The sequence below is a fragment of the Pseudomonas sp. Larv2_ips genome, from assembly GCF_963879675.1.
Lineage (GTDB): Bacteria > Pseudomonadota > Gammaproteobacteria > Pseudomonadales > Pseudomonadaceae > Aquipseudomonas.
On record NZ_CAWOAW010000027.1, the window covers coordinates 1,132,648 to 1,144,970 of the forward strand.

14 protein-coding genes are annotated in these 12,323 nt (G+C 61.5%); 10 read left to right on the forward strand and 4 right to left on the reverse strand.

Annotation, left to right across the window (positions count from 1 at the left end; all coding sequences use genetic code 11):
* Positions 1 to 381 precede the first annotated feature (381 nt).
* The 9 genes from AACV02_RS22085 (at position 382) to AACV02_RS22125 (ending at position 8,558) form a co-directional block, all read left to right on the forward strand.
* Complete coding sequence (locus AACV02_RS22085) at positions 382 to 1,050, forward strand: TetR/AcrR family transcriptional regulator (RefSeq protein WP_119742001.1); 669 nt, start codon at positions 382 to 384, stop codon at positions 1,048 to 1,050.
* Between the two features lie 139 nt (positions 1,051 to 1,189).
* Positions 1,190 to 2,158: a GTP 3',8-cyclase MoaA gene (locus tag AACV02_RS22090; protein WP_119742003.1), complete on the forward strand. Its 969-nt coding sequence runs from the start codon at positions 1,190 to 1,192 to the stop codon at positions 2,156 to 2,158.
* A gap of 107 nt (positions 2,159 to 2,265) precedes the next feature.
* Entirely contained in the window at positions 2,266 to 2,871 is a 606-nt protein-coding gene (locus tag AACV02_RS22095) for a DUF4823 domain-containing protein (protein WP_106576165.1), read from the forward strand.
* Between the two features lie 18 nt (positions 2,872 to 2,889).
* A complete protein-coding gene (locus AACV02_RS22100; protein ID WP_119742005.1) occupies positions 2,890 to 3,450 on the forward strand; it encodes a DUF1285 domain-containing protein in 561 nt (186 codons plus the stop codon).
* A gap of 70 nt (positions 3,451 to 3,520) precedes the next feature.
* Entirely contained in the window at positions 3,521 to 4,234 is a 714-nt protein-coding gene (locus AACV02_RS22105) for a GntR family transcriptional regulator (protein WP_106576167.1), read from the forward strand.
* Positions 4,231 to 5,232 (forward strand): ADP-ribosylglycohydrolase family protein, encoded by a 1,002-nt coding sequence (locus tag AACV02_RS22110; RefSeq protein WP_119742008.1) that lies wholly within the window; start codon positions 4,231 to 4,233, stop codon positions 5,230 to 5,232. The genes AACV02_RS22105 and AACV02_RS22110 overlap by 4 nt, the downstream gene beginning before the upstream one ends.
* Positions 5,233 to 5,427: 195 nt before the next feature.
* Positions 5,428 to 6,894 (forward strand): purine-cytosine permease family protein, encoded by a 1,467-nt coding sequence (locus tag AACV02_RS22115; protein ID WP_119742010.1) that lies wholly within the window; start codon positions 5,428 to 5,430, stop codon positions 6,892 to 6,894.
* A complete protein-coding gene (locus tag AACV02_RS22120) occupies positions 6,887 to 7,804 on the forward strand; it encodes a PfkB family carbohydrate kinase (protein ID WP_119742012.1) in 918 nt (305 codons plus the stop codon). The genes AACV02_RS22115 and AACV02_RS22120 overlap by 8 nt, the downstream gene beginning before the upstream one ends.
* 25 nt (positions 7,805 to 7,829) lie before the next feature.
* Positions 7,830 to 8,558 carry a class I SAM-dependent methyltransferase gene (locus AACV02_RS22125; RefSeq protein ID WP_119742014.1) on the forward strand — a complete coding sequence of 243 codons (729 nt, stop codon included), beginning with the start codon at positions 7,830 to 7,832 and terminating at the stop codon, positions 8,556 to 8,558.
* Between the two features lie 145 nt (positions 8,559 to 8,703).
* Here AACV02_RS22125 and AACV02_RS22130 read toward each other — a convergent pair whose 3' ends face one another.
* The 4 genes from AACV02_RS22130 to AACV02_RS22145 all read right to left on the reverse strand — a co-directional run bounded on the left by AACV02_RS22130 (position 8,704) and on the right by AACV02_RS22145 (position 11,095).
* Positions 8,704 to 9,084 (reverse strand): Rho termination factor N-terminal domain-containing protein, encoded by a 381-nt coding sequence (locus AACV02_RS22130; RefSeq protein ID WP_119742016.1) that lies wholly within the window; start codon positions 9,082 to 9,084, stop codon positions 8,704 to 8,706.
* Between the two features lie 50 nt (positions 9,085 to 9,134).
* Entirely contained in the window at positions 9,135 to 9,401 is a 267-nt protein-coding gene (locus tag AACV02_RS22135) for a hypothetical protein (protein ID WP_119742018.1), read from the reverse strand.
* 50 nt (positions 9,402 to 9,451) lie between these two features.
* Entirely contained in the window at positions 9,452 to 9,805 is a 354-nt protein-coding gene (locus AACV02_RS22140; RefSeq protein WP_119742020.1) for a hypothetical protein, read from the reverse strand.
* An 84-nt stretch (positions 9,806 to 9,889) separates the two neighbouring features.
* Positions 9,890 to 11,095: an MFS transporter gene (locus tag AACV02_RS22145; RefSeq protein WP_119742022.1), complete on the reverse strand. Its 1,206-nt coding sequence runs from the start codon at positions 11,093 to 11,095 to the stop codon at positions 9,890 to 9,892.
* Between the two features lie 191 nt (positions 11,096 to 11,286).
* On the opposite strand from AACV02_RS22145, the gene AACV02_RS22150 reads away from it, so the two are divergent.
* Positions 11,287 to 11,766, forward strand: coding sequence for a GNAT family N-acetyltransferase (locus tag AACV02_RS22150; RefSeq protein WP_119742815.1), 480 nt, complete (start codon positions 11,287 to 11,289; stop codon positions 11,764 to 11,766).
* Positions 11,767 to 12,323: the final 557 nt, after the last annotated feature.

Consider the following 12,323-nt stretch of genomic DNA (forward strand, 5'->3'; position numbering starts at 1 on the left):
TAGGAGTAAACAAGGGTACACAGTCCGTCGGTACCCAGGTCGACGCGTCACTTGGGGGAGATGCCACGCCGACAGTTCAAGTATTGATCAGGATCCCATTCAGTCCAGTCGCATCTGATCGTTTTTTAAACAGATTTGGAATACGCGCGCTTCGCTTGAGTTCTCATTGCGCAGGTGCACGGGTGTCAATATTGCGTATTGTTTCTGACTGATAACGGCGAAAACGTTGGCGCGCTGAAAGTTAAGTGCATAACGGGTTCACATAGGCGTTGCCCAACGACTGTTCAGTCGGGATAATCCCTCGCACTGGGTAAATCGTATCGCCACGTATCACTGGCCCTGCGCAACCCTCCCACTTTGACCTCTGCAGACTTCTCCCTCATGCAAAAAGAACCCCGTAAGGTCCGTGAGTTTCGCCGCCGTGAGCAGGAAATTCTCGACACTGCACTCAAGCTGTTCCTCGAACAAGGTGAAGACAGCGTCACCGTCGAGATGATTGCGGATGCCGTGGGTATCGGCAAAGGCACGATCTACAAGCACTTCAAGTCAAAGGCCGAGATCTACCTGCGCCTGATGCTCGACTACGAGCGCGACTTGAACGAGCTGCTGCACTCGGCCGATGTTGACAAAGACAAGGAAGCCTTGTCCCGCGCCTATTTCGAGTTCCGCATGCGTGATCCGCAGCGCTACCGTCTGTTCGATCGGCTCGAAGAGAAAGTGGTCAAGGGCAATCAGGTCCCGGAAATGGTCGAGGAGCTGCACAAGATTCGCGCCTCGAACTTTGAGCGCCTGACCCTGCTGATCAAAGGTCGTATCAGCGAAGGCAAGCTTGAAGATGTGCCGCCTTATTTCCACTACTGCGCCGCCTGGGCGTTGGTGCACGGCGCCGTGGCGCTGTACCACTCGCCGTTCTGGAGCAACGTGCTGGAAGATCAGGAAGGTTTCTTCCAGTTCCTGATGGACATCGGCGTGCGCATGGGCAACAAACGCAAGCACAGCTCTGAACTGCCGGGCGCTGAGCCTAAGAGCGGTGAAACCCCCGCTGCTTGAGCTATTCCCGACAGTGATGGCGCAATGATTTACTGCCAGTTGCAGTACCCCAGGAATATACTCAGGCAAGGACCTTGCTAAAAGTTGATTTATAAGTCAGCTTTTAGCGCGCCCGAATCATCCTCTGCCGGAGTGATCCATGATCGTTGATCGTCAAGGCAGGCGATTTCGCAACTTGCGAATCAGCCTGACCTCAGCCTGCAACTACGCGTGTACCTACTGCGTGCCTAATGGCAAGCGGCTAGTGGCTGCCCAGGACGAACTCTCGGCCGAGGCGATGGCCCGTGGGGTGGCGTACCTGATTGAAGCGGCGGGTATCGACCGCCTGCGCATCACGGGCGGCGAACCGCTGGTGAGCCCCAAGCTGGAAGCCTTCATGAGCGCGGTCGGCGGAATGGGCCTCAGTGATATCAGCCTGACCACCAACGGCCAATTGCTGGCGCGCAAACTGCCATTGCTGGTGGAGGCCGGCATTCGCCGCATCAACGTTTCCCTCGACACCCTGGACGCCGACGCCTTCCGCAGCATCGCCCGTGGCGGCGACTTGGCCACCGTGCTTGATGGCATGGACCAGGCCCGCGCCGCGGGGATCAAGATCAAAGTGAACATGGTGCCGTTGCGCGGGCAGAACCTGGACCAGGTGATGCCGCTGCTCGACTATTGCCTTGAGCGTGGCTACGAGCTGCGCTTTATCGAACTGATGCGCATGGGCCATCTGGCCAAGGATTCCAACGCGTTTCTGCAGCAATTCGTCAGCCTGCAGCAACTGCTCAGCCTGATCGGTGAACATCACGAATACCTGCAAGCCAACGCGCCAGTAGACGCTACCGCGGTGCGCTACGAGGTGCCGGGCCAGGGCTTTTTTGGTGTTATCGCCAATGAAAGCGTGCCGTTTTGCCGTACGTGTTCGCGTCTGCGTTTGTCGTCTACCGGGTGGCTGCATGGCTGCCTGTCGTCGAGCAACCGTCATTACGTCGGCGACCTGCTCGACCTGCCGCGCCATCAGGCGCTGCCAGCCTTGCAAGGCCTGCTGATGAAAGCCCTGGGCGACAAACAGGAAGTGGCCTTCTCCGGCGGTGCCACCATCATGAAGATCATCGGCGGCTAGCGACACACGCTCTTCCCACATTTCATTTTCCCCGCTGCTGAATGGCGCGGATTCTGCATCTCACGCCCATTCGCCGGTTTTCCGTCACCGGCTTTTGGAGGATTAGGATGCGTAGTCTGGTTTTGTTGCTGGCGTCGTTGACGCTGAGTGGTTGCATGACCGTCAGCGATATGGCCGAAGGCACCCGCTATCAGATGAGCGACGCCGGCTTGCTGGACCACAGTGATACCCGCCGCACTGCGTCGATTCGCATACAGCCGGACTCTTTTGTCTTTATCGCCCAAGGTGCGTTTGTGCCGCCGGGCAGCGCTTATCCGCGACCTAACGTGGTGGCCGAAGAAGCCTTCAACGGTTTTGTCGAATACTTCCCGATGGTGCGCCGCGCGCGCAAGCCAGAAGGCCTGGAACAGGCGATGGCCGAAGCCCGTGGGGCGGGTGCGCATTACCTGTTGTATTGCCGCTTCGCTGCAGCCGATGACCGCATCGGCAATGCCGATGAATGGACGGATCAACAGGCGCTGGACCGCGTCGGGCTGGACAGCGGCGTCATCCAGATCATGTTGATCGAGACCAGCACCCAGTATTTGATTGATACTGCACGTATTCGCAGTCGTGGCGGTTTACTGACGTTTCACGACAACAAGCCAGAAGATCTGATTGCCCGCCCCCTGGCGCAGTACGCCCGCGGCCTGCTGGGCATGGGGGATCAGTAAAAACTCAAGGAGAACTGCATGTCCGATTCCGCCAAGGCCAATGACCTGTTGGCTCAACTGCCCAAAGGCAAGGGGCCGGCACCGGTGCACCTGTGGAATCCGGATTTCTGCGGCAACATCGACATGCGCATCGCCCGCGATGGCACCTGGTTCTACCAGGGCACGCCGATCGGGCGCAAGCCGATGGTCAAGTTGTTCTCCAACATCATTCGCCGCGACGGTGATGATTATTTTCTGGTGACGCCGGTGGAGAAGGTCGGCATCACCGTCGATGACGCACCGTTTGTGGCGGTAACCCTTGAGGTGCAAGGGCAGGGCGAAAGCCAGGTGCTGCACTTCACCACCAACGTCGACGAGCAAATCGAGGCCAGCCTCGAACACCCGCTGCGCGTCGAAATCGACCCCGTCACCCAGGAGCCCACGCCCTATTTGCGTGTGCGCACCAACCTCGAAGCCCTCGTGCATCGCAATGTTTTTTACCAACTGGTCGAGTTGGCGGTGAGCCGTCCGATCAACGGTCAGAACTGGCTTGGCGTGTGGAGCGCCGGGGAGTTTTTCCGCATTGGCCTGGAGCCCTGAGGCCAGCTTTTTCATCTGCCTGAAATAATTCGCTTGCTGTAATCGGGCGCTATCGGTTATCAATTTGTACATGATTAGACATGTCCGATTTGATAAGAAAAAACGCGTCGTCGACGAGCTTATCCGCCGTATCGAGGCGGGCGTCATGGCCGACGGTTTCCTGCTGCCAGGCGAGCACCAGTTGGCCGAAGAGTTCGCGGTCAGCCGTGGCACGTTGCGCGAAGCCCTGGCTGAGCTCAAACGCCGCAACTACATCGCCACCCAGAGCGGCGTCGGCTCCATCGTCACCTTTGACGGCATGGTGCTCGACCAACGCAGCGGCTGGGCCCAGGCCCTGGCGGACACGGGGGCGCTGGTCACCACCGACATCCTGCGCCTGGAAGCCGTGACCCGCCCCGACCTGCTCAGCCGTTTCGGCAGCGACCAATTCATCGCCCTCGACCGTCGCCGGCGTACCACCGATGGCACGGCGGTGTCGCTGGAGCGCTCGCTGATGCCCGCCTCTGGTGGCCTGGAAGGCCTGCCCCGCGTCGGCCTGATCGACAATTCCCTGACCATCACCCTGGCCGCCTACGGCTACGTTGGCGCCGAAGGTGACCAATGGATCGGCGCCGAGCCCCTCAGCGACGAAGACGCCGAGTTGCTTGGCCGCCCCGCCGGCACGGTGTTTCTCAAGGCCTCGCGCACCACCTACGACCGCCGCGAGCGCTTCATGGAGTACGTCGAAAGTTTGCTCGACCCTCTGCACTTTCGCCTGCACCTGCAGTTTGGAGCGTCAAAATGACCCCGCAAAACCGCGCCCTCGGCGCCTTCTACGGCCTGGCATTGGGGGACGCATTGGGCATGCCCACCCAGTCCTTGAGCCGCGAACAGGTGCAACAGCGCTTCGGTGCCATCACGGGTTTGGAAGACGCCGATGCCGACCAACCGATTGCGCCAAACATGCCGGCCGGTTCGATTACCGATGACACTGAACAGGCGATCCTGGTCGGCGAGTTGCTGGTTGAAGGAAACGGCAAGATCGAACCGACCGTGCTCGCCCAGCGCTTGATCGACTGGGAGGCGGCGATGCGTGCCAAGGGCTCCCAGGATTTGCTCGGGCCATCGACCAAGCGCGCCATCGACATGATCCTCGCCGGCCACACCCCGGAAGAATCCGGGCGCTTTGGCACCACCAACGGCGCCGCCATGCGGATCACGCCCGTGGGGATCGCCGCCGATGTCAGCGACCCGGCGCCGTTCATCCAGGCGGTGATCCAGGCCTGCCAGGTCACCCACAACACCACGTTGGGCATCTCCAGCGCGGCTGCTGTTGCAGCGGTGGTCTCGGCCGGCATCAACGGCGTGGACCTGGGCGAAGCGCTCAACATCGGCACGCAGATCGCCCAGCAGGCGGAAAACCATGGTCACTGGATTGCCGGTGGGCGTATTTCCACGCGCATCAGCTGGGCGCGCACCTTGAGCGTCGGCAGCGGCGACAACGCCCTGTTTGCCGACCTGCTTTACGAACTGATTGGTACCTCCGTGGCCTCCCAGGAGTCGGTGGTGGTGTCGTTTGCCCTCGCGCAGCAAGTGGCGGTGGGCGCGATGAGTGCTTTGGAAGCCGTGTGCCTGGCCGCCAGCCTTGGCGGCGACACCGACACCATCGCCGCGATGCTCGGCGCGATGTTGGGCGCGTGTCTGGGCATGCAGTGCTGGCCGCCGGTGATGATTGAACAGGTCAAGCAGGTCAATGGCCTGGACTTGCAGCCGCTGGTGCAGGGGCTGCTGCAAATTCGATAAGCGCAGCAGGCAAACAGGTGGGAGCGGGCTTGCTCGCGAAAGCGGTGTATCAGGTGGCACATCAGTTGACTGTCCCACCGCTTTCGCGAGCAAGCCCGCTCCCCCATTGAACTCGCAGAGTCAGGAAGACCGAGAGTCGATTCACCTTGAGTATCTGCCACAACCACAACAATACAGGCACCAGGAGCACCCCTCATGAGCACCCCTTCTACCGGCCAAAGTGCCGGGCAATTGGAAACACGCGGTATCGAACCGGTCCCTGAAGGCGAGTGCAACGGTCATCCGCTGCAACTGTTCTGGGTGTGGTTCGCGGCCAACATCAGCATTCTCGGTTTGCCGCTGGGCGCGACCCTCGTGGCGTTCCGTGGCCTGGCGATCTGGCAGGCGATCATCGTTGCAATCCTCGGCGCCGCCGGCTCTTTCGCCGTGGTGGGCATCATCTCGATTGCCGGCCGCCGCGGGCGTGCGCCGAGCCTGACGCTGTCCCGGGCGATCTTTGGCGTGCGCGGCAATATCGGCCCGACCCTTGTGTCGCTGATGTCGCGACTGGGCTGGGAAACCGTCAACACCACCACCGCGGCATTCGTGTTGCTGTCGTTGTGTTCGATCCTGTTTCACTCGCCGGTCGAAGCGAAAAGCGCGCCCGTGCTGACACTGATCTTCATTGCCATTTTCGTGCTGCTGACCCTGTCCGTCTCCGGCCTCGGCCACGCGACCTTGCTGGTGATCCAGAAGTGGGCCACCTATGTATTTGGCGCCTTGAATATCCTGGTGGGCGGCTTCCTCTGCGCCACCATCGACTGGAGTGCGGTGTTCAACGCCACGCCGGCGCCGCTGAGCGCGATGATCATCGGCGTCGGCACCATGGCCGCCGGTACCGGTATCGGCTGGGCCAACGCCGGCGCCGACATGTCGCGCTACCAGCACCGCAGCGTCAAGGCCGTGCGCCTGGTGGCCTCCGCCGCGTTTGGTGCGGGGATTCCGCTGGTGTTGCTGATTACCCTCGGTGGCTTGCTGTCGGTGGGCAACAATGATCTGGCCTCGGCCACTGACCCGATCATCGCGATCCGCGACATGCTGCCCACCTGGATGGCCGTGCCGTACCTGATCACCGCGTTTGGCGGGCTGCTGCTGTCCAACAACCTGTCGGTGTACTCGGCGGGCCTGACCACCTTGACCCTGGGCTTGAAGGTCAAGCGCGTGCACGCGGTGATCGTCGACATCGTCGCGATCTTCGCCGGTTCGATCTACTTCATGCTGATTGCCGACAGTTTCTACGGCCCGTTCATCACGTTCATCTCGCTGCTGGCGGTGCCGATTACGGCGTGGGTCGGGATCTTCGTGGTCGACTTGCTTCATCGCCACTACTACAGCCCCAAAGACTTGCTGGACGTAAGCCCAAGCAGTGCCTACTGGTATCGCGGCGGCGTGGAATGGCGTGCATTCGGCGCCTGGGCCGTGGCCATCGTGCTGGGCTTCAGCTTCACCACCATCGGCACCACAGCCGAAAACATCTGGTTCGCCGGGCCGCTGTCCGACTCGTGGCTGGGTCACAACGGGCTGGGCTGGATCGTCACCTTCCTGGTGGCCGGCGGAATTTACGCAGTACTGGGCGGCGCAGCTGACCGTCGTCCGGCTTTAGTAGAGAGCCCCAATGTCTAGATTGCTGCACACCGGCCAGGTCATCGTCGACCTGGTCATGGCCCTCGACACCTTGCCTGCAACCGGCGGCGACGTGCTGGCGCGGTCTGCCAGCTTCGAAGCCGGCGGCGGTTTCAACGTGATGGCCGCCGCCCGGCGCAATGGTCTGCCGGTGGTTTACCTCGGTCGCCATGGCAAGGGCCGCTTCGGCGACCTGGCGCGCGCGGCCATGCAAGCCGAGGGCGTAGAGATGGCTCAGTCGACCAGCGACGGCAAGGACACCGGTTTATGCGTGTCGCTGACCGAAGCCACCACCGAACGCACCTTCATTTCGCATATCGGCGCAGAAGGGGATTTGAGCGCCGAGGACTTGGCGAACGTCGTGCCGCGCGCGGACGATTACGTATACGTCAGCGGCTACAGCCTGTTGCTCGAAGGCAAGGCCCAGGCATTGCTCGAATGGCTGCTGGCGCTGCCGCGTGACATCACCGTGGTGTTCGACCCGGGGCCGCTGGTCAAGGCCCCGGACTCGGCGCTGATGGTCGCCTTGTTGCCGCGCATCGACATCTGGACCAGCAACGGCCCTGAAGCCCTGGCGTTTACCGGCGCCGACACCCTGGCCAAGGCATTGCTCGAACTCGAACGGCACTTGCCTGCCGACGCGTTGCTGGTGGTGCGCGATGGGCCGAACGGGTGCTGGGTCAGTCTTCAAGGCGAGGCCAGGCATGTGCCCGGCTTCAAGGTGACCGCCGTGGACAGTAACGGCGCGGGCGATGCACATGCCGGGGTGTTTCTTGCGGGGTTGGCCCAGGGTTTGGAGCCGGCTGACGCGGCACGCCGCGCCAATGCGGCCGCCGCGTTGGCGGTCACGCGCTGGGGGCCGGCAACCTCACCCGGGGCTGCCGAAGTGGATGCCTTGTTGGCACAATAGGCGCCACTCAGCACGGAGCGACGCCATGACCCAGAATATCTACGACACGCCAGCCTTCTTCGAGGGCTACAGCAAAATGGGCCGCTCGGTCGAAGGCCTGGCTGGCGCGCCGGAGTGGCCTGCCTTACAGGCAATGTTGCCGCCGATGGCTGGTTTGAATGCAGTTGACCTGGGCTGTGGCTATGGCTGGTTCAGCCGCTGGGCGCAGGAGCAGGGCGCGGCTCATGTGCTGGGGTTGGACGTGTCGCAAAAGATGCTGGCGCGGGCCAAACAGATGACCTCTGCGACGACCATTACCTATGCCATCGCCGACCTGGAACAACTCGACCTGCCTGCTGCCTCGTTCGATCTGGCCTACAGCTCGCTGGCTTTTCATTACATCGTCGATCTGAAGGGGCTGTTCGAGCGTATTCACCACGCCCTGGTGCCCGGTGGCCGACTGGTGTTTTCCATCGAGCACCCGATCTTCATGGCACCCCGCAACCCGGGGTGGCTGGTCGATGATCAAGGCCGCAAAAGCTGGCCGGTGGATGGCTATCAGTTGGAAGGGCCGCGGGTGACCCACTGGTTGGCCGAAGGCGTAATCAAGCAGCACCGTACGCTGGGCACGTTGCTTACTCTTATGATTCAGGCGGGGTTCACCCTCAGTCACGTGGAGGAGTGGGGGCCAAGCGAAGCGGACCTCATTGCTCGGCCAGCATTGGCCGAAGAACAAGAGCGCCCCATGATGCTGCTGGTATCGGCTCACCGCTGATTTTGGGTGTGCGACGCAAAACAAAATGTGGGAACGGGCTTGCTCGCGAATGTTGTGGAACAGTCGATAGGTTGAGTGACTGTTCTACCGTATTCGCGAGCAAGCCCGCTCCCACATTGGGTTTGGTGTGTCGGCAAGGCCGGCGTCAGCCAGCCTTGCGCAGCGCTTCGATCAGCTCATCCTTGCGCATGCTCGACCTGCCCGGAATATCCTTCGCCCGCGCTTCCTTCAGCAGGCTTTCCTTGGTCTGCGTCGCCAGCGAAGTGCGACCGGTGCGAGGGTGACCCTCGCGGCTGGCGGCAGCTCGCTTGGCCGAATCACTGCGTGCCTCGGCTTTTTTCTGCGGCGCTTTGCGTTGGCCCGAACCGCCGGCTTTGTCACCGCCGCCGGACTGCTTGTTGACGGTGGCCCAGGCGCGGGCTTCGGCTTCTTCCTTGGACACGCCTTTGTGCTCGTAACTGTGTTCGATACGGGCGGCTTTGCGCTTCTGTGCGGCGGTGTATTTAGCTTTGCTTCCAAGAGGCATTGCGATACTCCAACTGGCCCTGTTGCCAGGGCCAGACCAGACAAAATGGATTACTGGGTGCTTTCGCCTTCCAGCTTGCGCGCCTCGTCAACGCCTGACGCGGTCAACTTGATCGGCAGGTTCAACGAGTATTCACCGGCGTCGTTGGTGGTCACATGCCCATCCTTGATAAATCCACGGTCCTGCAGGAACGCCAAGACACTGGCAACCTCCTTCCCGCCGCGGTAGTTATCCAGCACCTCCTTGCCCAGACCGTTCGGGTGGGCGTGCAGCAGGCGGGTGAGGACTTCTTTTTCAAGGTTTCTATCGACGTTCATGCGTACCTCTTCACTGGGAATGATCGGGTGTCGGTGTCGTTATGGATGCTTCAAGGCGCAGGTTGTTTTGGGGCGCCAGGGATGTTCGAGTCGTCGCCTTTATTGACCTTTGGCTCATTGCTGATGCCAGGGCCCATTTTGCCGTTGCCGACCGCAGCCGGTGCCTGGCGTTGAGTGTCGTTGCCCTTGGTGCGAGGGTCAGCGCCAGCGCCGTTGTCGATGATCGCGCCGCCATTGGTGTCCAGGCCGGTGCCCATCGAATCCTGGGATTCCTGGGTAGCAGGGCTTGGCGGGTTGCCGACCGGGTCGGTCTTGCCGGTCGAGGAAGTGGCGGCAAAGGCGTTAAGCGATGCGGCAGACAGCAGGCCGGTGAGGGCGAGGGCGGCAAACTTGGAATTCTTCATGGGGTGTCTCCATATGATTAATGTCCTTACCCTTTATTGGTCCGCCCCCGCTGGCGGTTCGTGCCTTGATGGCGACGAACGGTCTTAGCTCACCTGTAAGATTTTGTGTGCAGAGGCTTTGCGCCACACCAGCCGCGCCACTGTGATCAGCCAATTCAACGACGCCACACCCACGACAATTGCCAGCAATGTCGGCAGGCCGTAATCGACGATGATCCTGCCGGCCAGCCAGGGAAACCCGAACACACCGACAAAGTACGCCAGGCTGAACAGCAGCAATGCCTGGGACGTGGTGCCGGGCGGTGCTTCGTTGGCCACCAGCCCGTTGATCACCGAATACGTCAGGCCGTAACCCACGCCCAGCGTGGCAGCGGCCAGCAAGTAACTGAGGTTTGCGCTCACGCCCACTGCAAACAGCACGACCGACCCGAGCATGATCCCGGACAACACACACGCCGCCCGGTAGGCATCGCGTTTGACCACGTGGCCTGCGATCAACAGACGGCTGGTGATCGCAGCACTCAGAAACCCGGCGAAGAACAGCGAGTAGTCCAAGCCATGCGCGGCCGCGTAGCTGGTTTGAAACGACGAAAGCCCGCCAAACACACACCCTCCCAGGCCGACCATGAGGATTGCGAACCCGGCCTGGGATGACAGCACGCGACGGCTGGCGGCCCAGGAAATCCTTGCGGCCGGCACATTCGCGTGCTGTTTGAGGCGGGCGCCCATGCGCCAGAACATCAGCACCCCGGCAACGCTGGCCAACCCGGCAATATAGAAGGCCGTCGTCAGGGGCAGGTCCAGCGCACTGGCGGCTCGACCGAGCAACGGGCCGGCGCCGATCCCGCTCAACATGCTGCCCGACAGCAGGGCAAAGTATTTGGCTCGCTGCTGGGGCTCCACCAGCAGGCTCACGATGATCGGGCCCAAGGTGTAGAACACGCCCCAACCCAAGCCAAGGGCCAGCCCGAACACCATCAAGCCTTGGCCGAACCCCGGCGTCAGGGCAAAGCCCAGGCAGGCCACCACCAGCAACACGCCCATCGCCGCAATAGCCCGCGCGGCCCCGACCGCGTCGGCCAGGTGCCCGGAAAACACCACGGCCACAAAGGTACTGAGCATCGCCGCGGAGATCACACTGCCCGCATCATGCTCGTTGCCACCGCGAGAGTGGATCAGCAGTGACAGCAGAAACGTCGAGCCGTAGGACAGCGACAACAGGAAGCTGGCCAGGCAGAACAGGGCGAAGAGCGTCGCGCCTTGCTTTGTCGCAGGTGCAGTGGCGTGCATGGGGTAAGCCTTGGAATAGTTGGAGTTGTGGCCAACTTTTACCACGCACGCTGCGACCGATTGTTCTGTGCTTGGTGGTGCTTGCTTTAGCATCCGATGAAGTAACGCGCCCCGGCCTTCACGAAAATGCGCTGCAATCAGTCATGAAAGCGCCTTAGTATGTGGCCTTTAACATTGCCCAAGGCCCGCCCATGACCATCGAGATTCGCCCTGCCGTGCCCAGCGATGCTGCGCAGATCCTGACCTTCATCACCGAGCTTGCCGAATACGAAAAGGCCCGGCATGAAGTGATCGCCAGTGTGGCGGATATCGAGCGCAGCCTGTTCAGCGAGGGCGCCACCGCCCATGGCCTGATCTGCTCGCGGGACGGCCTGCCGATTGGCTTTGCGGTGTTCTTTTTCAGCTATTCCACATGGTTGGGCAGCAATTGCCTGTACCTCGAAGACCTCTACATCAACCCCGAACAGCGCGGCGGCGGGGCGGGCAAGAAATTGCTGCGCCACCTGGCAAAAATTGCCTGCGACAACGGCTGCGGACGTTTCGAATGGAGCGTGCTGGACTGGAACGAGCCGGCGATCGCCTTCTACAAGTCCATCGGCGCGCAACCGCAGGAAGAATGGGTGCGTTACCGCATGGAAGGCGACGCACTGCGCGATTTCGCCCAAGGCTGAAGCCTGCTCCCACACTTACTGTACGACTGCGCAAAATTCCGCACCCACCCCAATCCAAATGTGGGAGCGGGCTTGCTCGCGAGGGCGGTGTATCAGTAACAACCAAGCCGCCCGACCCACCGCCATCGCAGGCAAGCCAACTCCCACCTTTATGGGTGACAGACCAAAATCTCCGCACCCACCTCAATCCAAATGTGAGAGCGGGCTTGCTCGCGAAGGCGGTGTATCAGTAACAACCAAGCCGCCTCACCCACCGCCATCGCAGGCAAGCCAGCTCCCACATTAATGAGCGGCAGACCAAAATCTCCGCACCCACCTCAATCCAAATGTGGGAGCGGGCTTGCCCGCGAAGGCGGTGTATCTGCCCCAACCAAGCCGCCTGACCCACCGCCATCGCAGGCAAGCCAGCTCCCACCTTTATGGGTGACAGACCAAAATCTACACACCCAGCGCAATCCAAATGTGGGAGCGGGCTTGCTCGCGAAGGCGGTGTATCTGCACCAACCAGGCCGCCTGACCCACCGCCATCGCAGGCAAGCCAGCTCCCACCTTTATGG